The organism is Pseudomonas vlassakiae (genome assembly GCF_014269035.2).
Classification (GTDB): Bacteria; Pseudomonadota; Gammaproteobacteria; order Pseudomonadales; family Pseudomonadaceae; genus Aquipseudomonas; species Aquipseudomonas vlassakiae.
Genome location: NZ_JABWRP020000010.1, coordinates 194,142 through 216,422, shown reverse-complemented (window position 1 = coordinate 216,422; position 22,281 = coordinate 194,142). Strand labels below are relative to the sequence as shown.

Here is a 22,281-nt window from a genome sequence, read left to right as displayed (position 1 = left end):
GCGGCTCAGCGCAGCGAGCGCTCAGCCACGATTTCCGGAAGGTCACTGCGCCGAAGGTAGATGCGCAACGGCTCGCCAATGTTCAGCCGGTCGTCCACATGCTGCTCCAGCAACAGTGCCAGACGCTCCCGGCACAGCGCCATGCGCGCGTCCTGTTGCGGCCGCCAGACGAACTCGCTGCAGGGGGTGATGCTGTCATCCGCCACGTCCATGCCGAACGCGTCCTCGGAAAACCGCACGATATGGACGCCGCGCTTGCGATGAAAACCGACAAAGCCATTGAGCTGGTCGGCAGCGCTGCAGATGTCTTGGGAAGTGATGGCCATGACGTAACCTCGCAAATGAACGGAAGTGACGCACGCCAGGCAGGTAACGGTCGCCTCTGATGGGCGACGCGCAGTGGGCAGCCTAGCTCATGTGCTCATCGTTGTGCCAAGGTTTTCGTTGCCCGGCAGCGGGTCGACCTGCGACGCCAGCAACCCGCCCAGCCAGCTCATGAAAGCCTGGACACGACGTGGTACATGGCGTTGCCGGGCATACAACAAGGACACCGGCATGGCCTGGGCCTGCCAGCCGTGCATGACCTCTACCAACTCGCCGCTTGCCAGGTGATGCGCGACACCCACTGCCGGCACCTGGATCAAACCAAGGCCCGCCAGGCATGCCGCCGAATAGGCCTCGGCGTTATTGACCGTGACCGCGCCGCCCATGGGCTGAAAGCACACCTGGCCACCCTGCACATATTCAAAACCGGCACTGCGCGCCCCCAGGTTGCGCACATAGTGAACCAGGCAGTGCCCGGCCAGGTCTTCCAGGCGTTGCGGCACCCCGCAACGGGCAAGGTAGGCGGGGCTGGCGCAATTACGCATGCTCAACTGGCCGACAGGCCGCGCCGCGACATCCAGGTCGCTCAGCGCACCGATGCGCATCACACAGTCGAAACCTTCGCGCAGCAGGTCAACGTGTCGATCGGTGCAACTGATCTCCACCTCCAGCCTGGGAAATCGTGACAGGAACTGCGGCAAGGCTGGAATGATCACCCGGCGGGCCATCATGGTCGGCATGTCGATCCGCAAGCAGCCGGCCAGTTCGGTATCATCGGCACGGAACAGGCTCTCGATCTCGTCCATGCCCGACAGCAAATCCTTGCTGCGCTCATACAGCAGAACACCGTCCTGGGTCGCCTGGACGCGCCGCGTGGTGCGGTTGAACAGGCGCGTGCCGAGTAACTGCTCAAGCGCCCTGACCTGCTCCGATACCGTCGAGCGTGGCAGGCCCAGGCTGTCTGCCGCCAGGGTGAAACTGCTCAATTCGCTGACCCGAACAAACGTGCGCAGCAGTTCCAGCTTGTTCATCTTCACCCCGACTGTTCGAAACACACGAACAGTATTTCCGATTCTGCTGGATTTAACAGCCGTAACGCGATCAATAACCTGTCCTTCATCCACCACCCAAGAGGGATACGACATGACTCGCAAGATCGCGCTGATCACTGGCGCCAGCCGTGGCCTGGGCCGCAATGCCGCCGAACATCTGGCTGCACGCGGTATCGACATCATCGGCACCTACCACAGCAAGGCTGACGAGGCCCAGCAGGTGGCCAAGGCCCTCGAAGCGGCTGGCGCCAAGGCTGTCATGCTGCAACTGGACGTCGGCGACTGCAGCAGCTTCGCCAGCTTTGCCGAACGCCTGGGCACGACCTTGCAGCAACGCTTCGGCCGTGAGCGCTTCGATTTCCTGGTCAACAACGCCGGTATCGGCCTGAATGTGCCGTTCAGCGAAACCACCGAGGCACAATTCGACCAGTTGCTGAACATTCAGCTCAAAGGGCCATTCTTCCTCACCCAACGGCTGCTGCCGTTGCTGGTCGATGGCGGGCGGATCGTCAACGTGTCGTCCGGGCTCGCGCGTTTTGCACTGCCCGGGTATGCCGCCTATGCGGCCATGAAGGGCGCGATGGAGGTATTGACCCGGTATCAGGCCAAGGAACTGGGGGCACGCGGCATTCGGGCCAATATCCTCGCGCCGGGGGCGATCGAGACTGACTTTGGTGGCGGAGTTGTGCGCGACAACCAGCAGGTCAATGATTTCATTGCCGGCAATACTGCGCTGGGGCGGGTCGGGTTACCGGACGATATCGGCGCTGCCATTGCGCTGCTGCTGGATGAAGGCAATGGCTGGATTACCGGGCAGCGGCTGGAAGTGTCGGGCGGGATGTTCCTTTAAGGCCGCAAAGACGGGGCCGCTTTACGGCCCCCATGGCCTCATCGTTCCGCCTGATGCTCATGCACCTGCACGCTGGCGGTCATTCCCGCGCTCAGGTGCACGTCCTCAGGAATCTGGTCCAGCCTGATCCGTACCGGTATGCGCTGCGCCAGCCGCACCCAGTTGAAGGTCGGTTCCACCACCGGCAGCAGCTGGCTGTCCGGGTTGCTGTTGCTGTCGGTGATACCACGGCTGATGCTTTCCACATGGCCCTGCATGGCATTGCCTGCGCCCATCAGCCAGACCTTGACCTCGTCGCCAACCTGAATGCGCGGCAGCTTGGTCTCCTCGAAATAGGCCTGGATGTAGAACGTCGAATCATCCACCAGGGCCATCACCGATTGGCCGGTATTGACATAGTTGCCCTCGGCCAGGCGCAGGTTGGTGATATGCCCGCTACGCGGCGCCCGCACTTCGCTGCGCGCCAGGTTGATCTTCGCCACCTGCAACTGGGCTTCGGCCTCGTGCAGTTCACCACGGGCTATGGCGGCGTTGATCTGGGCGTTTTCGCGCAGCTCGGCACTGATCGCCTCCGGGCCCAAGGCCGTGCGCCGCGCCGCTTCACGCTCACGCAGGTGCAACTGCTGGGCGCGGGTTTCAGCCACCGCGCTGGCCTGGTCGAAGGCGGCCTGGAAGCGCTCGCGATCAATGCTCATCAACAGGTCGCCCGCCTTGACCTGCTGGTTGTCCTGCACCTTGAGCTCACGCACCCATCCAGACACATCCGGGGCGATCACCACCACATCGGCGCGCACCCTGGCATCACGCGTCCACGGCGTGAGCATGTAGTACTGCCAGAGCTTGAAACCGGCCAGAACGGCAATGGCGACCACGCACAGGGTCACCAGCACACGAACGACAGCACGCATCGAATCACTCCTTACAAAGGCCCCAGCAGGCGAACCACCAGGAACAGCACACAAACGAACAACGCCGTGTCGAACAGCGCTTCATGCCAGATCCAGCGCCCCAACGGTGTGGCCTGCACCAGCAGGCGCAGCACGCCGGTCAGCGCCAGCGCCATCAGCACGTAAATCAGGAACGGGCTGAGCAGCACACCGCCCAGCTCCCACTCACGCAAGCCCATGTTCATCCCCCTGCGAACGGCACCATTTTCCCCAGCTCTTCTGCAACTGCAGCACCGCACCTTGGGCAAGGCGCAACGGGTCACTGGCCGGCGCTCGTTGCAAAGCCGCGATGAACCGCTCGCTGGCCGCATCCAGGCGCTGCTCGCGGCCTACCGCCGGGCCTTTGGCCAGTACCGCTTCGACCTGCTGCAGGTACTCGCGCTCCGCAGCCCCCAACGGCACCTGGGCCACCGCCAGGCACATGCGCAGATGCACCAGTTCGTCACCGATATCCAGCCCATGCAATCCGTCATCCCAGCGCTTGCGCTCGGTGGCCGGCAATTCGCTGGCATGCCGGGCCAATTGCATCAGGCGGTCGGCCATGCGCCCGCCAAACCAACTGTCGGCACCGCGCAGATCGCGCCGGGTCAGGCGCACCAGGTCACTCTGGGTCGCGGCGCGCAGGCGCCGGCCAAGCCAGGCCGGGTGGCGGAACACCAGCAGGCGGAACGCCAACACGGCGGCGCCCACGCCCACCAACATGGCCAGGGCGCTGTTGAGCATGGTCGCCACCCCGAAGGTCATGGCATTGAGCGGCGACACCAGCACGATGAAGTGCAGGCAATAAGAGGTCGCGGTGGCACCGGTACGCGGATGGGCCATGCCCAGCGCACCAAAGAACAGCGGCACGCCCATGCCCAGGCAGAGCATGGCGAAGCTACTCCACTGCGGCAGGATGATCTGCCCGACCAGAAAGGCCGTCGGGATCGCCAGGAAGATGCCGCGCAAGAAGCTCAGACCGATCTGTGCGCCATTCTCGCGGCTGGCGAACAGGCTACAGACCACGCAGGTCAGCACCAGGCCGCCCGGCGCCGACGGCCAGGCAGTGGCCAGCCAGAAGCTGCTCATGACCAGGAAGGCCAAGGCGCTGCGTGAACCGAACAACAAAGCCAGCGACCAGTCGCGGTGCGCCGCCAGGCCCTGGGCGACATCCTTCGGCGCCCTGCCCGCCTCGACATCGTCCAAGGCCTGGGTAGCAGCCATGGCGAAGTCCAGCAACAAGGCCATGCGTGCCAGGCAGAAGTGCTCGGCAGAACTGATCTGCTCGTCATGCGCGGCGTCCCAGATGCGCTGGCGCAGCACCAGCAGGCTCGGCTGATCAGGTTTGACCAGCAGGGCTCGCAGCTCTTCGAGCCAAGGACCGAGGTGCGCGGTTTCGCGCTCGTCCAGCTGCCGCCACTGCCGACGGACCGAGCGTGAAATACGCAGCAACACCATGAGCTTCTGGCTCAACCCGCGAATGGCCTTGGCCCGCAGCCGGCCGCGTCGGCCCTCGAACCAGGCGTGCTCACGCTGGGTATCGATGGCGACTATACGGCCGAGGCTGTCCAGCAACCCTTTGCGCGCTTCATCTTCGCCGCCGAGCATGGCGCTTGCCGCCTGCAGGCCATTCTGCCACGCCTGACGAGCCTGCCCGGCGAGCTGCTGCTCGACCCGCATGGGCCAGATCAGCGCACTGCTGGCCGTGGCGCAGAAGATACCCAGGCAGATTTCGGTGCAACGTGCCACCGCCTGGTCGAACACCTGCAAGGGATGACTGATGGCAGGCAAGGCGATGATGGCGGCGGTATAGCCGGCCAGCACGAACGAATAGGCCCAGGCACTGCGCAGCTGTGTGGAGGCCGCCGTGCACAGGGCCAGCCACAATGCCAGGGTGATCAGGAACAACCAGGGGGCCTGGGCGAACAGGCCGATGAACACCACCGACATCAGCGTGCCGACCAAGGTACCCGCCAGCCGCGCCAGGCCCTTCTGCACCACCATCCCGGACAACGGTTGGGCGACGATGAATGCGGTCATCAATGCCCAGGACGGTTGCTCCAGCCCCCAGCGCATGGCCAGCCACAGTGCCAGGCCCGCACCTAGCAGGGTCTTGATGGCGAACTTGATGGCAAGGCTGCTGGGTGCGAAAAGGGCCTGGAAGGTGATGGGCACGTAACGGACCTTGTGGGGGTGTATTGATAAACGATAGACAACGCAGCGAAGGATACCCACGAGACGATTAATTAGCTAGCTAATCATCTTTAGCGACAAAAACGCAGGCAAAAAAAAGGCGACCGAAGTCGCCCTAAATGCCTTGCGTGCTCGTGGATCCGGAAGGTCAGCGTGGCTTGCGCTTCTGTGCGTCCTTCCAGATGAAAATGCCCAGACCGGCAAAGAATGCAAACATCAACCCGACCGTTACCACGCCCGCGATAACCACATTGTCGAAGAACATGCTGGCCTCCCGATTCGTTTGCCGTTGTCCGATGGATGCAAGGTAACGAATACGGCGGCGGGGAAAATTGATCAGAGTCAATGCTGCCCGGGACCGGGCACGCGAGGCGGGTGCAGGTTTGACCTGCGTCAAGTTTCAGCGCTTCTTGGGCTTGCCCTTGGGCTTCTTTTTCTTCGCGGTGGCAAGTGGCATGGCCTGCTCGAATGCCTGGCGCACCTCGTTCAGGCGTTTTTCCTTGAGGTCATGGATGCGCTTGGCGCGCTCGGCATCGAAGTCGATGAGGTTGTCTTGGCTCATGGGTAGGCTCGACGATCTACAGAGACTTGCATCATGAAGCCAGGCGCTGGCCGTGACCAGCCCCGCGTCAGACTTCGATATCGACCAGCAGGCCCTGGCGCGGATGATCACCGATCAATGGCGCCACCGGTACGGTGTTGTCAGCGTTGACTTCATCGCCAGGCACGGCGCTGTAACGCTCCTCATCACCCTTATTGTTGCGCCGCTGCTGGCGGCGCTGCTCTTCACGCAGCAGCAAGGCTTGCTCCTGGGGATCGCGCTGCTGCTTGAGGTCGATGGCGCTTTCGTTGGACGAAGGCTGCACAGGCACCACCGGCTTGATGTCGGGGGTCTGTTTGACCGGGTCATGTTGCGAGGTCACGGGGGCAGCACTGAGCGGGATGATCGGCGGCAGCATGGAAATTCTCCTGTGCCCACTGTATCGGCCATCCGTTAGCCAGCTTGAGCGTCAAAGGTGAGGACGTGCGGCCACCACAGCCGCGCCTTGCCAGTATCGACCGCCGTTACTCGGCTTCATCCTCAGGGTCATCGTCTGCTGGCGGGCTGGCTTCGCTCCAGGGCCGCTTGTAGACCTGTTGCCAGACCGCATCCATGTGCTCACGCAGCACTTGGGGCGCGTTCTTCAACGAAGCGCTGTCTTCACGTTCGCCACCAACCGGCTCTTCACCTGCCGGGGTGATCAGCGACTGGCCAGTGATGGTGTAGGCATTCTGCCCTTCGCGCATCTCGATGGCGATGTCATGCGGGTCGATGCCACCACCACAGAAGGCGTGGCTGGCCACGGTCACTTCGGCGACGCCGTCCTTGTTCAAGTCACTGACATCACTGACATCGGTATAGAAGTCGACATCCAGGTCCAGCCCTGGGCAGGTGGTTTCCTGCTCGATCTGCCAACGCGGCTTGAACGCATCACCCTCGGCGGTGCGACCATACAGGGTGGCCTTCAGCACCACCTTGTCGACCTCCTGCTCGGACTCGGCATCGACTGCCTGGCCATCGCTGCGGCTAAGCACAAGCAGCCCTTCGCCGTCGCGGTCACGGAAATGCACGCTCTTGATCGGCGTCTGCACGCCCAGCACTTCGAGCTGCTCGACGGGGATCGCAGGCAAGGTTTCGAAATTTTTCTGCTCACAGGCGGCCAGCAGCAAGCTAGCTATGGCCAGGGAAGTGTGCAACCAGCGGTGCTTGAGCGGCATATCGGTGCGTAGCCCTCGTCAGCAAGACGGTATTCTGCAATGAAACAGCTAGACTCATGGACTTCTGGTCTATGGTCCGCCCGGCCTATCCGTTAACATAGCCGGCTTTTTCATCGCGGGAGTTCAGGCAGTATGGCGCAGCAGTATCAACCGGGGCAACGCTGGATCAGCGACAGTGAAGCGGAGCTTGGCCTGGGGACTATCCTGGCGCAGGATGGCCGCCTGTTGACCGTGCTCTACCCGGCCACTGGCGATACCCGCCAGTATTCCCTGCGCAATGCGCCGCTGACCCGCGTGCGTTTCTCTCCGGGTGACCAGATCACGCACTTCGAAGGCTGGAAGCTGACCGTCCGCGAGGTCGAGGACATCGACGGGCTGATGGTCTACCACGGCCTGGATGGCCAGAACCAGGCGCGCACCCTGCCGGAAACCCAGCTGTCGAACTTCATCCAGTTCCGCCTGGCCAGCGACCGCCTGTTCGCCGGGCAGATCGACCCGCTGTCGTGGTTCAGCCTGCGCTACAACACCCTGCACCACACCAGCAAGCAGATGCAGTCGTCGCTTTGGGGCCTGGGCGGTTGCCGTGCACAACCGATCGCCCACCAGTTGCACATTGCCCGCGAAGTCGCCGACCGCAGCGCCCCGCGTGTATTGCTGGCCGACGAAGTGGGCCTGGGCAAGACCATCGAAGCCGGCCTGGTGATTCACCGCCAGCTGCTGTCGGGCCGCGCCAGTCGCGTGCTGATCCTGGTCCCTGAAAACCTCCAGCACCAATGGCTGGTGGAAATGCGCCGGCGCTTCAACCTGCAGGTCGCCCTGTTCGACGCCGAGCGCTTCATCGAAAGCGACGCCAGCAACCCGTTCGAGGATGCCCAGTTGGCGCTGGTTGCCCTGGAATGGCTGGTCGATGACGAAAAGGCCCAGGACGCGCTGTTCGCCGCGGGCTGGGACCTGATGGTAGTCGATGAGGCGCATCACCTGGTGTGGCACGAAGATCAGGTCAGCGCAGAGTACGGCCTGGTCGAGCAGCTGGCGCAAGTCATCCCAGGCGTGCTGCTGCTGACTGCCACCCCCGAACAGCTCGGCCAGGACAGCCACTTCGCCCGTCTGCGCCTGCTCGACCCTAACCGTTTCCACGACCTCGCGGCGTTCCGCGCCGAGAGCGAAAACTACCGCCCGGTGGCCGAAGCCGTGCAAGAGCTGCTCGAAGAAGGCCGCCTGTCACCCCAGGCCCATGCCACCATCCAAGGCTTCCTCGGCGCCGAAGGCGAAGCCTTGCTGGCTGCAGTCAACGATGGCGATACCCAGGCCAGTGCCCGCCTGATCCGCGAACTGCTCGACCGCCACGGCACCGGTCGCGTGCTGTTCCGCAACACCCGTGCGGCCGTCCAGGGCTTCCCCGAGCGCCAGCTGCACCCCTATCCCCTGGCCAACCCCGCGCAATACCAGGACCTGCCCGCCGGCGAACACGCCGAGCTGTACCCGGAGGTGGCCTTCCAGGCCCAGGGTGACGTCAGCGATGACGAACGCTGGTGGCGCTTCGACCCACGGGTCGACTGGCTGATCGACACGCTGAAGATGCTCAAGCGCACCAAGGTCCTGGTGATCTGCGCCCACGCCGAAACCGCCATGGACCTGGAAGACGCCCTGCGCGTGCGCTCCGGTATCCCGGCCACGGTGTTCCACGAAGGCATGAGCATCCTCGAACGCGACCGCGCCGCGGCCTACTTCGCTGACGAAGAGTTCGGCGCCCAGGTGCTGATCTGCTCCGAGATCGGCAGTGAAGGCCGTAACTTCCAGTTCGCCCATCACCTGGTGATGTTCGACCTGCCAGCCCACCCGGACCTGCTCGAACAGCGTATCGGCCGCCTCGACCGGATCGGCCAGAAGCACACCATCGAACTGCACATCCCGTACCTGCAGGACAGCCCGCAGGAGCGCCTGTTCCAGTGGTACCACGAGGGCCTGAACGCCTTCCTCAATACCTGCCCGACCGGAAACGCCCTGCAGCACCAGTTCGGCCCGCGCCTGCTGCCGATGCTCGAAGGCGGCGATGCCAAGGCCTGGACTGCGCTGGTCAGCGAGGCCCGCGCCGAGCGCGAGCGCCTCGAGGCAGAGCTGCACAGCGGCCGTGACCGCCTGCTGGAGCTCAACTCCGGTGGTGCTGGCGAAGGCCAGGCACTGGTCGAGGCGATCCTTGAACAAGACGATCAATTCGCCCTGCCGATCTACATGGAAACCCTGTTCGACGCCTTCGGCATCGACAGCGAAGACCATTCGGAAAACGCCCTCATCCTCAAGCCGAGCGAAAAGATGCTCGACGCCAGCTTCCCGCTGGGCGACGACGAAGGCGTGACCATTACCTACGACCGCGCCCAGGCGCTGTCGCGGGAAGACATGCAGTTCCTGACCTGGGAACACCCGATGGTGCAGGGCGGCATGGACCTGGTGCTGTCCGGTTCGATGGGCAATACGGCGGTGGCGCTGATCAAGAACAAGGCACTCAAGCCGGGTACCGTGCTGCTCGAACTGCTGTTCGTCAGCGAAGTGGTGGCGCCCCGCAGCCTGCAACTGGGCCGCTACCTGCCGCCAGCAGCACTGCGCTGCCTGCTCGATGCCAACGGCAACGACCTGGCTTCGCGGGTGGCGTTCGAAACCCTCAACGACCAGCTCGAAAGCGTGCCACGAGCCAGCGCCAACAAGTTCGTCCAGGCCCAGCGTGACGTGCTGGCCAAGCGCATCAGCGGCGGTGAAGCCAAGGTCATGCCAGTGCACGTCGAGCGTGTGGCCGAAGCCCAGCGCCGCCTGGTCGCCGAAGCCGATGAAGAGCTGGCACGCCTGACTGCCCTGCAAGCTGTCAACCCGAGCGTGCGTGACAGCGAGATCGAAGCGCTGCGCAAGCAGCGTGAACAAGGCCTGGCGATGCTCGACAAGGCTGCGCTGCGCCTTGAAGCGATCCGTGTGCTGGTCGCCGGCTGATCGACTTGCCATAGGACTGGGGGGCGATTGCGCCCCTCCCGTTCGTTATGCCAACTGGCTATCAACGGCAGAACCAAATCGTTGAAGTCAAAGTGCCACTAGCCAGGAAGGTTCCACGACCTGTTTCTATACTGCCCCAGAACAGTCTCCACAGCGCTTGAACGGAGACGAGTGAAAACTCGAGCAAAGGGCAAGCAATGGAATGGCTGGGGCTGCAACTGTTCACCGAACTGCCGGCAACCGGGCGCATCGTCATTGACTGCCGCCATGAACCGCTGCTGATTCTGATTGCCTTCGCCGTGGCCAGCGCAGCCTGCTTTGCCACCCTCGACATGGCCGAGCGCCAATCCCATAGCGAACAGCGCGCAGCACAGCGGCAGTGGCGCATGCTCGGTGCCTGCTGCCTGGCTGGCGGTATCTGGGCCATGCACTTCATCAGCATGCTGGCCTTCCAGGCCCCGCTGGAAAAGCACTACGACGTTTCGCTGACCGGCCTGTCACTGCTGATCGCCCTGATAGCAGCCTGGTTGGCAATGACCAGCCTCGACCGTACCCATATGCGCCTGCACCACTACCTGCAAAGTGCCTTGCTCATCGGCCTGGGTATCATCCTCATGCATTTCGTTGGCATGGCCGCGCTGCAGACCGGTGCTCGGCAGTACTACCAGACCACGCTATTGCTGAGCAGCGCCGCCATCGCCCTGCTCACCAGCCTCGCCGCCTTGCTGCTGGCCCGTTACTTCCGCAATGGCAGCGGCAACCTGCACCAGACCCTGAAATATGGCGCCAGTTTGCTGATGGCCGGCGGCATCGTTGCTACCCACTTCACCGCCATGGCCGCCATGACCCTGGTCATCCCCGCCTCTACCGCCCTGAGCCTGCCAACGAGCGACAACAGCCTGCAGCTGGGGCTGACCGTAGCCTTCATCACCTTGCTGATCAGTGGCAGCAGCATCAGTGCCGCCCTGGCCGACAAGAAGCTGCAGAGCAAGGAAGACGACCTGCGCCGTTATGGTGTCCTGCTCAGCCAGTTGGACCAGGCCCGCGAATCCCTGCAACAGGCCGCCCATTACGACGCCCTGACCAACCTGGTCAACCGCCGTGGTTTCAACCAGATTTTTGCCGAACGCCTGGCAGCACAGAACCCCGGCGAACACCGCCTGGCAGTGATGTTTCTCGACATCGACCACTTCAAGCGCATCAACGACAGTCTCGGCCACGATGCCGGCGACGAATTGCTCAAAGTCATCGCCAACCACATCAAGGCAGCCACCCGCAGCCACGACCTGGTCGCCCGCTTCGGCGGTGACGAATTCTGCGTGGTCACGGCGCTCAACAACCGTGACGAGGCACGCCACCTCGCACAGCGCATCATGCAACGGATGAAAGACCCGATTGACCTGGGCGGCCGGCGCATGGTCATGACCACCAGCATAGGCATCAGCATCTATCCCGATGACGGGCTGAACGCCGAAGAACTGCTCAAGCATGCCGACCTGGCCCTGTATCAATCCAAGGGCAGCGGCCGCAACAGCCTGCACTTTTTCAACAGCAGCTTGAAAAACCGCGCCAGCCTGGCCTTGCAACTGGAAGAGGAACTGCGCATCGCCCTGCTCGAAGAACGAGGGTTGTGCGTGCACTACCAACCCATTTTCGACGTGCGCACCGGCCAGGTCGCCAAGCTTGAAGCGCTGGTACGCTGGCAGCACCCGCTGCACGGGCTGATGGGGCCTGACCGGTTCATCAGCATTGCCGAAGCCAACGGCCTGATGGTCGACCTCGACCTGTGGGTGCTACGTCACGCCTGCCAGGACCTGGCCCGGCTTCAGCAGCATGGTTTTCCCAGCCTCAAGCTCACGGTCAATTGCTCGGCGGTGACCCTGGGCGATGAAACCCTGCCTAATGAAGTGGAAATGGCGCTGTACCAGGCGGGCCTGGCACCTCGCCATCTTGAGCTGGAGGTCACCGAGCATGCATTGATGGGCGACATCGAGCACACCGTCAGCCTGCTCAAGCGCATTCGCGACCAAGGTGTCGGCCTGTCGATCGATGATTTCGGTACCGGCTATTCGTCGCTGGCCTACCTCAAGCGCCTGCCGCTGGACGTGCTGAAGATCGACCGCTCGTTCCTGCAGGACGTGCCCGACAGCCAGAAGGATCGCGAGATCATCCAGGCGATCATCGCCATGGCCCACACCCTGCACCTGGAGGTGGTCAGTGAAGGCGTGGAAACCGTCGAGCAGCACGAATTCCTGGCCTGCAATGGCTGCGACTATCTGCAGGGTTTTCTGCTCAGTCGCCCGCTACCGCTGAGCGAATTGCGCTCGCTGCTCGATCAGCTCGACCGCCAGGACGCTGTGTTCAGGCCTTGTTGCGATACAGCTCTACCAGGGTCGCCGGATCTTTTTGCAGATATCCCTGGCTACCGTGCAGGCGCATCAACTGCGCGGCAAGGCCACTGAGCGGCGTTGCCGTGCCCTGCTCGCGGGAGAGCTTGACGGCCCCGTCCAGGTCCTTGAGCAAGGTACGCACATGCCACTTGACCGGCTCGAAGCGGCTTTCGGCCATCTGCGGTGCCAGGATCTGCAACGGCTTCGAATCGGCAAAGCCACCAGCAAGCGCTTCGGCGATCAGCGTGGCGTCAACGCCTGACTGTTCGGCCAACGCCACCACCTCGGCAATTACCAGCGCGTTGCAGGCCACGATCATCTGATTGCAGGCCTTGGTCACCTGCCCTGCTCCCACCCCCCCCATGTGCGTCACCCGCTGGCCGAGCACCTGCAGGACCGGGCGGGCCCGCTGCAGATCCGTGGCCTCGCCCCCCACCATGATCGCCAACGTACCCGCCTCGGCGCCTGGCGTGCCACCCGACACGGGCGCATCCAGCCAGGCCATGCCACACAACGCAGCCAGTTCGGCAGCCATCTCCCGCGTGGCAGTCGGCTCCAGGCTGGAGAAGTCCACCAGCAACTGCCCGCTGCGCCCGCCCTCGGCGATGCCTTGCTCGCCAAACACCACCTCCCGTACCACCGCCGTGTCGGCCAGGCACAGCAACACCATGTCACTGACACGGCTCAGCTCGGCCGGGCTGGTCGCCAGCCGCGCACCGGCGGCCACCAAGCTGGCGCATTTGTCCGGGCTGCGGTTCCAGACCGTCAGCGGATAACCCGCCGCCAACAGGCGCTGGCACATCGGCAAGCCCATCAGGCCAATCCCGGCGAATCCCAACGAAGGCAGTGCAGTACTCATGAACGACTCCAGGCAGAAGATTAAAGAAGCGCGACAAACGGGCGATGCAATGCCAGCTCGACTGAAAGTTTCTTAAAACAAGTAAGGGAAACCCCTATCGCATCCGCAAATGGCGCACTGATAGAGTCGCGGCGCTTTGCGTGATGGCCATATGGCATAACCCTCTGATAATCACTTACACCAGGCAAATGGCGCACTATGACCTCTACGAACACTTCTGCCAATGCGGTCCCCGAGTCTTCGAGTCTCTCCCCCTTACCGACCGCCAATGGTGTTCGTGACACGCTGCCGGCACGCAGCTCACCGGCTCAGCAGTACCTGTACTTCACCGAGCAGGACATGCAGCGGATCCTCGACAACCTCGACGGCCTGCGTGACCTGGTGTTTCCCGGTAACCAGCACATCGAAGAAGACGGTCCCCTGCGCCTGGAGCAGCAGTTTCCGTCGGTCTGCCTGATCGGCCTGGGCCGTTGCGGCTCGAACATCGCCCTGGACGTGGCGGAACTGGTCTACAACGCCCGTACCTTCTTCCTCAACGAGTTCAACAATGAAGACCGCATCAAGGGCGAGTCGGGCTACAGCCCGGCACGCTGGATCCGCCAGAACCTGCGCCTGGTGCAGAACAAGGGGGTCAAGCCGGTGTTCCTGGTCGAACCGCTGGTGATGCTGGGCGACCTGGACAAAGACATCGCCGGGCGTATCCGCTTCTCGCGCAAGGGCGAGCGTGGCGAGTTCCTGCGTGACTACAGCAAGATGAAGATCATGGACCTGTCCGAGGTGCATGCCGGGGGTGCCGGCAACGCCCCGATCCTCGGCCAGTACCTGGCCAAGATCATCCTCAACAAGGACACCCAGCGCTTCTCCAGCGCCGACTGGAAGCTGATCCATTCGTACCTGATCGACTCCTGCGGCATCAAGGCCAACCAATCGCGGCTGTACTTCTACATCTTCAGTGCCGGTGGCGGTACCGGTTCAGGCATGGCCTCGGAGTTCGGCCTGGCCCAGCAGTACTCGTACATGAACAAGACCTTCGACACCAAGCCTGCCGACGAGAACGACGGCAAGAGCGGCCACTCGTTCGTCTTCGAACCGATCTTCACCAGCGGCATTTGCGTGCTGCCCAATGCTACGGACCATCGCAGCGAGATGTCCGAGGCCCTGCACATCAACGCCGGCCGGCTGTTGTGCAAATACCTCTCGGAAGAATGGGACTTCTCGTACAACTTCGATAACGAAGACAGCAGCGAGGCCAGCGTGATGGGCCGTATCCGCCCGTGGAACGCGATGATGCTGATCTCCAACGACATCATGCGCTACGCCGAAGAAAGCGATGACGGCACCATTCACAACATCGACGTCAACGCGATGGAGAAGCACGCCAACCAGTACATCTCCCAGCAGATCTTCAACATCCTCACCGCCCAGGCGGTGACCACCGACTACGACCAGAACTACTTCCGCCGCGCCGGCATCGATATTGGCGAAACCATCCGCCTGGATGCCAACGACCTGTTCATGAGCCTGGCCGGCCCGGTGGCGATTGCCTATGCTGAATCGGTGGTGCCGGAAGTGCCCGCGCAAGGCACGGACAAGTTCAAGGTGTTCGAGCGCGAAAGCCCGCGCCTGGATATCGACGACCTGTTCTTGCGCTCCATCGACCTGCCGCACTTCAACAAGCAGACCCAGGCCATCGAAGGCATCAGCCTGCTGCCGATCGAGTCGCGCCGTTACCGTGCGGCCCTGGAGCAATACCAGGCCTCCGGTTACGACGCCGCCGCGCTGCATGACCTGCACTTCTTCAAGAACTGCTCGTCGGTGGTGTCGATCGTCTCGCTGCCCAAGGACTACAAGCTGTCGTACATGGACCTGAACCGGCTCAAGACCCACCTCAACAGCCTGTTCCCCAACACCACGCTCAAGCGTTACGCCCTGGTGATCGGCGCCTCGGCCAACCTGTCACTGACCACCCTGATCGCCAAGAGCCCGTGCCTGTCGGATGATTTCCTGACCTTGATCGTGGCCTTCATCAAGCGCTGCTTCGCCCGCCCCCCATACCGCTTCGATGACACGCTGGACAACGCCATCCTCGAGTTCATTACCAGCGAGCACTTCGAAGAGGCGCGGATCGACGACCTGCTCAACGAGTTCGAAAACCCGGCCAAGATCCTCGATACCAACTGGTATGCGATCAAGCCGATGTACGAGAAGAAGTACCGCGAACTGATCAGCGACAAGAGCCGCTTCGTGTCGATCAACGATATTCGCCTGTCGCGCGAATGCGTAAAGAAGGCGGTGAAGTACCTGCGTGAGATCTTCCGCCACCGCATCGGCAAGACCCGGGTGATTTCGCTCAACAACCATACCGGCCGCGTCGACTACTGACCCTCATGGGGCCGCCCGGCGGCCCCGATTACGCATGCCGTAAATTGTTACCGCAGCGCCGAAACAACCCACCACTGTTACCAACTTCCACCTTACGTGAGCGTCAACACGCACCCGCATTGGGCAGCTGTGTGATTTTACGCACTAAAAAAGCGCATCGTTATTCCGCTTGCCTGACCTGGATCACGATGAACGGCGAAACCACCACCGCCCATATCTCTGGATCGCGGCTTTGCAGGTCGAGTGCCTGCTCGGCGCTGACCGGCCCGACAGTGCCATCACTACGCCACTTGGCGAAGATCTCGCTGCGATTCTCGGCCATTGCCGCAGCAACCTCGATCAGGTCGAGACTGTGGTCGACCCAAATCAGGTCACCCTTGGCCCAGAAACGCTCCAAAGCCTTCCACTCGATTGTCGCCGTCTCGCCGAGCAATTTGGCATAGAGGGTGCTTGTTTGATCAGTCATGGGTTTGTACCCGCAAATTCGGCCAATGAAAAAAGGCCGGCATTTTTGCAGAAAAACCCGGTTTCAAATATGTAATTTGGTCGATTGGCCCCGAAGTTGTGGGGTGGGGCCGTTGATGCAGGCAAAGTGATGGCGCTTTTCTGTATCTTTGTGTCGATCATGCGACAACCCGCGAACCAGGCACTTTTTGCCCGCTTTTCAAGCGCGCGAACAGCGCTCTACACTGTACCGGTACAGTTCCGGGACATGTTCCGGGGGAAGGTGGGCATGCAGTATGGCGTGGCCATGCCGCATATCCCGCCCGGTCTGTAGCCCTGGCCGCCAGGACTATAAGAATTACAACAGAATGAGTGGAGCACTATGATCAAGATTTCCAAGCTGTTCGCCGCAATGGTACTGGCCGGGGTAGCCAGCCATTCGTTTGCCGCCGATACCATCAAGATCGGGATCGCGGGCCCCAAGACCGGCCCTGTGACCCAGTACGGCGACATGCAGTTCATCGGCGCCAAGCAAGCCATCAAGGATATCAACGCCAAGGGCGGCGTCGATGGCAAGCTGCTCGAAGCCAAGGAATACGACGACGCCTGCGACCCTAAACAGGCCGTGGCCGTCGCCAACAAAGTGGTCAACGACGGCGTCAAGTTCGTCATCGGCCACCTGTGCTCCAGCTCCACCCAGCCAGCGTCCGACATCTACGAAGACGAAGGCGTGATCATGATCACCCCGGCCGCCACCTCGCCGGAAATCACCGCCCGTGGCTACAAGCTGATCTTCCGCACCATCGGCCTGGACAGCGCCCAAGGCCCTGCTGCCGGCAACTACATCGCCGACCACGTCAAGCCGAAAGTGGTTGCCGTGCTGCATGACAAGCAGCAGTACGGTGAAGGCATCGCCACTGCGGTCAAGCAGACCCTGGAGAAGAAAGGCACCAAGGTGGCCGTGTTCGAAGGCCTGAACGCCGGTGACAAGGACTTCTCCTCGATCATCCAGAAGCTCAAGCAGAACAACGTCGACTTCGTCTACTACGGCGGCTACCACCCAGAGCTGGGCCTGATCCTGCGCCAAGCCCAGGAAAAGGGCCTGAAAGCCAAGTTCATGGGCCCGGAAGGCGTGGGTAACGACTCCATCTCGCAGATCGCCCAGAACGCCTCCGAAGGCCTGCTGGTCACCCTGCCGAAGTCGTTCGACGCCGACCCTGAGAACAAGGCCATCGTCGACGCCATCAAGGCCGACGGCAAGGACCCGAGCGGCCCGTTCGTGTTCCCGGCCTACTCGGCCGTCGAGCTGATCGCCAAAGGTATCGAAGCCGCCAAGTCCGAAGACACCGACAAGGTGGCAGCCGCCATCCACGCCGGCAAGTTCAAGACCCCGACCGGCGAACTGTCGTACGACGAGAAAGGCGACCTGAAAGACTTCAAGTTCGTGGTCTACGAATGGCACTTCGGCAAGCCGAAGACCGAAGTCTCCCCTCAGTAACTGCGTGACTAATAGCTGACCTACGAGCCCACTGTGCGAGCAGTGGGCTTTGTTTTATGAGGTTCATGGGCCTGATCCCCGCGATCCGGGGGCCGACCCACCTGAAAATCTTAAAACCGTCACCCGCGGTTTCCTGGCCTTACCCCCGCCAGCGAAATGCAAATCAGGTTTTTAGGAGCGCTGTAATGCCTGAGATCTACCATTTCTTCCAACAACTGGTTAATGGATTGACCATCGGCAGCACCTATGCCTTGATCGCCATCGGCTACACGATGGTGTACGGCATCATCGGCATGATCAACTTCGCCCACGGCGAGGTGTACATGATCGGTTCCTACGTGGCCTTCATCGCCCTGGCGGGCCTGGCCATGATGGGTATCCATTCGCTGCCGATCCTGATGACCGTCGCCTTCGTCGCGACGATCTGCGTCACCAGTGCCTACGGCTACAGCATCGAACGGGTTGCCTACCGCCCCCTGCGCAACAGCAACCGCCTGATCCCGCTGATTTCTGCCATCGGCATGTCGATCTTCCTGCAGAACACGGTCTTGCTGTCGCAAGATTCGAAGGACAAGTCCATTCCCAACCTGATCCCGGGGAGCATCTCCTTCGGGCCGGGCGGCGCGGAAGAGGTCCTGGTTTCCTACATGCAGATCCTGGTGTTCGTGGTCACCCTGGTGGCCATGACCTGCCTGACCCTGTTCATCTCCCGTTCCCGCCTGGGCCGCGCCTGCCGCGCCTGTGCCGAGGACATCAAGATGGCCAACCTGCTGGGCATCAACACCAACAACATCATCGCCCTGACCTTCGTCATCGGTGCCGCCCTGGCGGCCGTGGCGGCCGTGCTGCTGAGCATGCAGTACGGGGTGATCAACCCCAACGCCGGTTTCCTGGTGGGCCTCAAGGCCTTCACCGCGGCGGTACTGGGCGGCATCGGCAGCATCCCGGGCGCCATGCTCGGCGGGCTGGTGCTGGGCGTGGCCGAAGCCTTCGGCGCCGACATTTTCGGCGACCAGTACAAGGATGTGGTGGCATTCGGCTTGTTGGTTCTTGTCCTGCTGTTCCGGCCGACCGGCATCCTCGGCCGCCCGGAGGTTGAAAAAGTATGAACAGAAATCTCAAACAGGCGTTCTTCAGCGCCTTGCTGGTGTGGGCCGTGGCCTTCCCGGTGCTGGGCCTGAAACTGAGCATCGACGGCATCAGCCTGGCGGTGCACAGCCAAGGGTCGTTCACCATCAGCATCATCGCCGTGTGTTCGGTGCTGATGTTCCTGCGCGTGCTGTTCGACAAGCAGTGGAATTCGGTGATGGGCCGTCGCTCGGACCGCAAACTGATCCCGCCAGCCGTCAGCAACTACCTGACCCTGCCGAAAACCCAGCGCTATGTGATCATGGGCCTGATCGTCGCGGCCCTGGTATGGCCGTTCTTCGGCTCGCGCGGGGCGGTCGACATCGCCACGCTGATCCTGATCTACGTGCTGCTGGGCCTGGGCCTGAACATCGTGGTCGGCCTGGCCGGCCTGCTGGACCTGGGCTACGTCGGCTTCTACGCCGTCGGCGCCTACAGTTATGCGATGCTCTCGCACTACCTGGGCTGGAGCTTCTGGGTCTGCCTGCCGATTGCCGGCCTGATGGCTGCCACCTTCGGCTTCCTGCTCGGCTTCCCGGTGCTGCGCCTGCGCGGCGACTACCTGGCGATCGTGACCCTCGGCTTCGGCGAGATCATCCGCCTGTTCCTGCGTAACCTCACCGACTGGACCGGCGGCCCCAACGGCATCAGCAACATCCCCAAGCCGGAGTTCTTCGGCCTGACCTTCGAGCGCAAGGCTGCCGAAGGGATGCAGACCTTCCACGAGTTCTTCGGCCTGGAATACAACTCGATCAACAAGGTCATCTTCCTCTACCTGGTCGCCCTGCTGCTGGCGCTGCTGGCACTGTTCGTGATCAACCGCCTGCTGCGCATGCCGATCGGCCGCGCCTGGGAAGCGCTGCGCGAAGACGAGATCGCCTGCCGTGCGCTGGGCCTGAACCCCACCGTGATCAAGCTCTCGGCGTTCACCCTGGGTGCCTGCTTCGCCGGTTTCGCCGGCAGCTTCTTCGCTGCGCGCCAGGGCCTGGTGACGCCGGAGTCGTTCACCTTCATCGAGTCGGCGATCATCCTCGCCATCGTCGTGCTCGGCGGCATGGGCTCACAACTGGGCGTGATTCTCGCGGCCATCGTGATGATCCTGCTGCCGGAGCTGATGCGTGAGTTCAGCGAATACCGGATGCTGATGTTCGGTGCGCTGATGGTGTTGATGATGATCTGGCGTCCGCAAGGCCTGCTGCCTATGCAACGTCCCCACATGGAGCTGCGTCGATGAGCCGCGAAATTCTGCAAGTCAGCGGCCTGAGCATGCGCTTCGGCGGCTTGTTGGCGGTCAACGGCGTGGGCCTGACCGTCAAGGAAAAACAGGTGGTGGCGCTGATCGGCCCGAACGGTGCCGGCAAGACCACGGTGTTCAACTGCCTGACCGGCTTCTACAAGCCCAGCGGCGGCACCATTCTGCTCGACGGCCAGCCGATCCAGGGCCTGGCCGGCCACCAGATCGCCCGCAAGGGGGTGGTGCGGACCTTCCAGAACGTGCGCCTGTTCAAGGAAATGACCGCGCTGGAAAACCTGCTGATCGCCCAGCACCGTCACCTGAACACCAACTTCTTCGCCGGCCTGTTCAAGACCCCGAACTTCCGCCGCAGCGAGAAGGAGGCCATGGAGCGCGCCCAGTACTGGCTGGACAAGGTCAACCTGACCGAGTTCGCCAACCGTACTGCCGGCACCCTCGCCTACGGCCAGCAACGCCGCCTGGAAATCGCCCGCTGCATGATGACCCAGCCACGGATCATCATGCTCGACGAACCCGCCGCGGGCCTGAACCCGAAGGAAACCGAAGACCTCAAGGCACTGATCGCCTACCTGCGTGAGTCGCACAACGTCACCGTGCTGCTGATCGAGCACGACATGAAGCTGGTGATGAGCATTTCCGACCACATTGTCGTGATCAACCAGGGCACGCCCCTGGCCCACGGCACGCCGCAGGAGATCCGCGACAACCCTGATGTGATCAAAGCCTACCTGGGGGAAGCGTAAATGCTGAAGTTCGAGAACGTTTCCACCTTCTACGGCAAGATCCAGGCGCTGCACAGCGTCAACGTGGAGATCAACCAGGGCGAGATCGTCACCCTGATCGGCGCCAACGGTGCCGGCAAGTCGACCTTGCTGATGACCCTGTGCGGCTCGCCGCAGGCGCACAGCGGCAGCATCAAGTACCTGGGTGAAGAGCTGGTCGGCCAGCCGTCTTCGCACATCATGCGCAAGAGCATCGCGGTAGTGCCGGAAGGCCGCCGCGTGTTTGCCCGCCTGACCGTCGAGGAAAACCTGGCCATGGGCGGCTTCTTCACCGACAAGGGCGACTACCAGGAGCAGCTGGATAAGGTCCTGCAGCTGTTCCCGCGCCTGAAGGAGCGCTACATCCAGCGCGGTGGCACCATGTCCGGTGGCGAGCAGCAGATGCTGGCCATCGGCCGGGCGCTGATGAGCAAGCCCAAGCTGTTGCTACTGGACGAGCCGTCGCTGGGCCTGGCGCCGATCATCATCCAGCAGATCTTCGACATCATCGAACAGCTGCGCCGCGATGGCGTGACGGTGTTCCTGGTGGAGCAGAACGCCAACCAGGCGCTGAAGATCGCAGACCGGGCGTATGTACTGGAAAACGGCCGGGTGGTGATGCAAGGCACCGGTGAAGCACTGCTGACCGACCCGAAAGTGCGCGACGCCTACCTGGGTGGTTGAATGAAAAAGGGCCTTCGGGCCCTTTTTTCTGCCTGCAGGACGTGTATCGTGGCCAGCTCTTTGGCAAAGATTCCCCGGAGCCCGCCCCATGCGCCTCACCCCTACCCTGTTGCTCACTGCCCTGCTGCCCCTGTTTGCCGGCTGCCAGTTGCTGGCCGAGCAGCCCCGTGACCCGAACATCGGTACCACGCGCATGCAGGGCGAGCTGAGCGCAGGCGGCGGCCGGCTGTTGTTCAAACCCTGCGGTGAAAGCCGCCACTTCGTGATCAACGATGTCGCCGGCACGGGCATCCTCCAGGAGTCCGTGAGCCTGGCCAAGGATGCCAAGGCCAAGCTGTTCGCCGACGTGCGCGGGCGCCTCACCGGCAACAAGCAGGCCGACAACGATGGCCAGCTGGAAGTCAGCCGCCTGTACCGCCTGGAACCTTCCACCCGCGCCTGCGACGACCCCAACTTCAAGCAGCTGACCCTGCGCGCCAATGGCCACGAGCCGGACTGGGACATCAAGGCCAGCGGCAAGGGCATGGTGCTCAACCGCGTCGGCAAGGACCCGCTGCCTCTGCCGTTCCTCGAAGAAGAAGTGCCCGGCGGCGGCCTGACCCTGACCAGCGAAGCCAACGGCCAGCACGTTGAACTGTGGGTCGCCCCGCAACGTTGCGTCGACAGCATGAGCGGCGCCGTGCGCCACCTGGGCGCCGAGCTGCGCATCGACGGCCAGACCCTGCATGGCTGCGGTTACTACGGCGGTGCCCGCGACAACTGATCGCCGGGCGCTTTTATCCTGCCAGTCGGGGCGGC

Annotated in this window: 21 protein-coding genes; 10 read left to right on the top strand and 11 right to left on the bottom strand. The window is 62.6% G+C overall.

Annotation, left to right across the window (positions count from 1 at the left end; all coding sequences use genetic code 11):
* Positions 1 to 5: 5 nt before the first annotated feature.
* Together HU738_RS15275 and HU738_RS15270 are read right to left on the bottom strand one after the other, a co-directional pair.
* On the bottom strand, positions 6 to 326 hold the full coding sequence (locus tag HU738_RS15275) for a DUF2025 family protein (protein WP_176507425.1): 321 nt from the start codon (positions 324 to 326) through the stop codon (positions 6 to 8).
* An 87-nt stretch (positions 327 to 413) separates the two neighbouring features.
* Complete coding sequence (locus HU738_RS15270) at positions 414 to 1,355, bottom strand: LysR family transcriptional regulator (protein WP_186601389.1); 942 nt, start codon at positions 1,353 to 1,355, stop codon at positions 414 to 416.
* Between the two features lie 112 nt (positions 1,356 to 1,467).
* Between HU738_RS15270 and HU738_RS15265 the strand changes: the two genes are divergently transcribed.
* On the top strand, positions 1,468 to 2,226 hold the full coding sequence (locus HU738_RS15265; RefSeq protein ID WP_186601388.1) for an SDR family NAD(P)-dependent oxidoreductase: 759 nt from the start codon (positions 1,468 to 1,470) through the stop codon (positions 2,224 to 2,226).
* Between the two features lie 38 nt (positions 2,227 to 2,264).
* On the opposite strand, the gene HU738_RS15260 is transcribed toward HU738_RS15265, so the two are convergent.
* The 7 genes from HU738_RS15260 to HU738_RS15235 all read right to left on the bottom strand — a co-directional run bounded on the left by HU738_RS15260 (position 2,265) and on the right by HU738_RS15235 (position 7,103).
* Positions 2,265 to 3,134: an efflux RND transporter periplasmic adaptor subunit gene (locus tag HU738_RS15260; RefSeq protein ID WP_186601387.1), complete on the bottom strand. Its 870-nt coding sequence runs from the start codon at positions 3,132 to 3,134 to the stop codon at positions 2,265 to 2,267.
* An 11-nt stretch (positions 3,135 to 3,145) separates the two neighbouring features.
* Positions 3,146 to 3,352 carry a DUF1656 domain-containing protein gene (locus tag HU738_RS15255; RefSeq protein WP_054886934.1) on the bottom strand — a complete coding sequence of 69 codons (207 nt, stop codon included), beginning with the start codon at positions 3,350 to 3,352 and terminating at the stop codon, positions 3,146 to 3,148.
* The gene (locus HU738_RS15250; RefSeq protein ID WP_186601386.1) at positions 3,339 to 5,327 is read right to left on the bottom strand and encodes an FUSC family protein; all 1,989 of its coding nucleotides are present in this window, start codon (positions 5,325 to 5,327) and stop codon (positions 3,339 to 3,341) included. The genes HU738_RS15255 and HU738_RS15250 overlap by 14 nt, the downstream gene beginning before the upstream one ends.
* A 166-nt stretch (positions 5,328 to 5,493) precedes the next feature.
* Positions 5,494 to 5,610 (bottom strand): cytochrome c oxidase subunit CcoM, encoded by a 117-nt coding sequence (ccoM, locus tag HU738_RS26135; protein WP_054886936.1) that lies wholly within the window; start codon positions 5,608 to 5,610, stop codon positions 5,494 to 5,496.
* Between the two features lie 135 nt (positions 5,611 to 5,745).
* Positions 5,746 to 5,907, bottom strand: a complete 162-nt coding sequence (locus HU738_RS15245) for a hypothetical protein (RefSeq protein ID WP_165837386.1) — start codon at positions 5,905 to 5,907, stop codon at positions 5,746 to 5,748.
* A gap of 67 nt (positions 5,908 to 5,974) precedes the next feature.
* Positions 5,975 to 6,304, bottom strand: a complete 330-nt coding sequence (locus HU738_RS15240; RefSeq protein WP_176507420.1) for an aspartate-semialdehyde dehydrogenase — start codon at positions 6,302 to 6,304, stop codon at positions 5,975 to 5,977.
* Positions 6,305 to 6,410: 106 nt separating this feature from the next.
* Complete coding sequence (locus HU738_RS15235; protein WP_186601385.1) at positions 6,411 to 7,103, bottom strand: M949_RS01915 family surface polysaccharide biosynthesis protein; 693 nt, start codon at positions 7,101 to 7,103, stop codon at positions 6,411 to 6,413.
* 132 nt (positions 7,104 to 7,235) lie between these two features.
* On the opposite strand from HU738_RS15235, the gene rapA reads away from it, so the two are divergent.
* Together rapA and HU738_RS15225 are read left to right on the top strand one after the other, a co-directional pair.
* Complete coding sequence (rapA, locus tag HU738_RS15230) at positions 7,236 to 10,082, top strand: RNA polymerase-associated protein RapA (RefSeq protein ID WP_186601384.1); 2,847 nt, start codon at positions 7,236 to 7,238, stop codon at positions 10,080 to 10,082.
* A gap of 197 nt (positions 10,083 to 10,279) precedes the next feature.
* On the top strand, positions 10,280 to 12,544 hold the full coding sequence (locus tag HU738_RS15225) for a putative bifunctional diguanylate cyclase/phosphodiesterase (protein WP_186601383.1): 2,265 nt from the start codon (positions 10,280 to 10,282) through the stop codon (positions 12,542 to 12,544).
* On the opposite strand, the gene HU738_RS15220 is transcribed toward HU738_RS15225, so the two are convergent.
* Complete coding sequence (locus tag HU738_RS15220) at positions 12,444 to 13,331, bottom strand: NAD(P)-dependent oxidoreductase (protein ID WP_186601382.1); 888 nt, start codon at positions 13,329 to 13,331, stop codon at positions 12,444 to 12,446. The two genes, HU738_RS15225 and HU738_RS15220, sit on opposite strands and share 101 nt — an antisense overlap.
* Before the next feature lie 198 nt (positions 13,332 to 13,529).
* Here HU738_RS15220 and HU738_RS15215 point away from each other — a divergent pair, with 198 nt between their 5' ends.
* A complete protein-coding gene (locus HU738_RS15215; RefSeq protein ID WP_186601381.1) occupies positions 13,530 to 15,713 on the top strand; it encodes a hypothetical protein in 2,184 nt (727 codons plus the stop codon).
* A 160-nt stretch (positions 15,714 to 15,873) separates the two neighbouring features.
* On the opposite strand, the gene HU738_RS15210 is transcribed toward HU738_RS15215, so the two are convergent.
* On the bottom strand, positions 15,874 to 16,179 hold the full coding sequence (locus HU738_RS15210; protein ID WP_186601380.1) for a DUF2288 domain-containing protein: 306 nt from the start codon (positions 16,177 to 16,179) through the stop codon (positions 15,874 to 15,876).
* A gap of 360 nt (positions 16,180 to 16,539) precedes the next feature.
* Here HU738_RS15210 and HU738_RS15205 point away from each other — a divergent pair, with 360 nt between their 5' ends.
* The 6 genes from HU738_RS15205 (at position 16,540) to HU738_RS15180 (ending at position 22,246) form a co-directional block, all read left to right on the top strand.
* Positions 16,540 to 17,655, top strand: coding sequence for a branched-chain amino acid ABC transporter substrate-binding protein (locus HU738_RS15205; protein ID WP_054886945.1), 1,116 nt, complete (start codon positions 16,540 to 16,542; stop codon positions 17,653 to 17,655).
* Positions 17,656 to 17,840: 185 nt separating this feature from the next.
* On the top strand, positions 17,841 to 18,764 hold the full coding sequence (gene livH / locus HU738_RS15200) for a high-affinity branched-chain amino acid ABC transporter permease LivH (RefSeq protein WP_054886946.1): 924 nt from the start codon (positions 17,841 to 17,843) through the stop codon (positions 18,762 to 18,764).
* On the top strand, positions 18,761 to 20,017 hold the full coding sequence (locus tag HU738_RS15195) for a high-affinity branched-chain amino acid ABC transporter permease LivM (RefSeq protein ID WP_176507412.1): 1,257 nt from the start codon (positions 18,761 to 18,763) through the stop codon (positions 20,015 to 20,017). The genes livH and HU738_RS15195 overlap by 4 nt, the downstream gene beginning before the upstream one ends.
* Positions 20,014 to 20,781, top strand: coding sequence for a high-affinity branched-chain amino acid ABC transporter ATP-binding protein LivG (gene livG / locus HU738_RS15190; RefSeq protein WP_054886948.1), 768 nt, complete (start codon positions 20,014 to 20,016; stop codon positions 20,779 to 20,781). The genes HU738_RS15195 and livG overlap by 4 nt, the downstream gene beginning before the upstream one ends.
* Positions 20,782 to 21,483 (top strand): ABC transporter ATP-binding protein, encoded by a 702-nt coding sequence (locus tag HU738_RS15185; RefSeq protein ID WP_003254879.1) that lies wholly within the window; start codon positions 20,782 to 20,784, stop codon positions 21,481 to 21,483.
* An 88-nt stretch (positions 21,484 to 21,571) separates the two neighbouring features.
* A complete protein-coding gene (locus tag HU738_RS15180) occupies positions 21,572 to 22,246 on the top strand; it encodes a COG3650 family protein (protein ID WP_186601379.1) in 675 nt (224 codons plus the stop codon).
* Positions 22,247 to 22,281 lie beyond the last annotated feature (35 nt).

Bases quoted from the DNA above. Each gene is read 5' to 3' on its own strand.
- HU738_RS15275 (WP_176507425.1), bottom strand. From the start codon at position 326: ATGGCCATCACTTCCCAAGACATCTGCAGCGCTGCCGACCAGCTCAAT.
- HU738_RS15270 (WP_186601389.1), bottom strand. From the start codon at position 1,355: ATGAACAAGCTGGAACTGCTGCGCACGTTTGTTCGGGTCAGCGAATTG.
- HU738_RS15265 (WP_186601388.1), top strand. From the start codon at position 1,468: ATGACTCGCAAGATCGCGCTGATCACTGGCGCCAGCCGTGGCCTGGGC.
- HU738_RS15260 (WP_186601387.1), bottom strand. From the start codon at position 3,134: ATGCGTGCTGTCGTTCGTGTGCTGGTGACCCTGTGCGTGGTCGCCATT.
- HU738_RS15255 (WP_054886934.1), bottom strand. From the start codon at position 3,352: ATGGGCTTGCGTGAGTGGGAGCTGGGCGGTGTGCTGCTCAGCCCGTTC.
- ccoM (WP_054886936.1), bottom strand. From the start codon at position 5,610: ATGTTCTTCGACAATGTGGTTATCGCGGGCGTGGTAACGGTCGGGTTG.
- HU738_RS15245 (WP_165837386.1), bottom strand. From the start codon at position 5,907: ATGAGCCAAGACAACCTCATCGACTTCGATGCCGAGCGCGCCAAGCGC.
- HU738_RS15240 (WP_176507420.1), bottom strand. From the start codon at position 6,304: ATGCTGCCGCCGATCATCCCGCTCAGTGCTGCCCCCGTGACCTCGCAA.
- HU738_RS15235 (WP_186601385.1), bottom strand. From the start codon at position 7,103: ATGCCGCTCAAGCACCGCTGGTTGCACACTTCCCTGGCCATAGCTAGC.
- rapA (WP_186601384.1), top strand. From the start codon at position 7,236: ATGGCGCAGCAGTATCAACCGGGGCAACGCTGGATCAGCGACAGTGAA.
- HU738_RS15225 (WP_186601383.1), top strand. From the start codon at position 10,280: ATGGAATGGCTGGGGCTGCAACTGTTCACCGAACTGCCGGCAACCGGG.
- HU738_RS15220 (WP_186601382.1), bottom strand. From the start codon at position 13,331: ATGAGTACTGCACTGCCTTCGTTGGGATTCGCCGGGATTGGCCTGATG.
- HU738_RS15215 (WP_186601381.1), top strand. From the start codon at position 13,530: ATGACCTCTACGAACACTTCTGCCAATGCGGTCCCCGAGTCTTCGAGT.
- HU738_RS15210 (WP_186601380.1), bottom strand. From the start codon at position 16,179: ATGACTGATCAAACAAGCACCCTCTATGCCAAATTGCTCGGCGAGACG.
- HU738_RS15205 (WP_054886945.1), top strand. From the start codon at position 16,540: ATGATCAAGATTTCCAAGCTGTTCGCCGCAATGGTACTGGCCGGGGTA.
- livH (WP_054886946.1), top strand. From the start codon at position 17,841: ATGCCTGAGATCTACCATTTCTTCCAACAACTGGTTAATGGATTGACC.
- HU738_RS15195 (WP_176507412.1), top strand. From the start codon at position 18,761: ATGAACAGAAATCTCAAACAGGCGTTCTTCAGCGCCTTGCTGGTGTGG.
- livG (WP_054886948.1), top strand. From the start codon at position 20,014: ATGAGCCGCGAAATTCTGCAAGTCAGCGGCCTGAGCATGCGCTTCGGC.
- HU738_RS15185 (WP_003254879.1), top strand. From the start codon at position 20,782: ATGCTGAAGTTCGAGAACGTTTCCACCTTCTACGGCAAGATCCAGGCG.
- HU738_RS15180 (WP_186601379.1), top strand. From the start codon at position 21,572: ATGCGCCTCACCCCTACCCTGTTGCTCACTGCCCTGCTGCCCCTGTTT.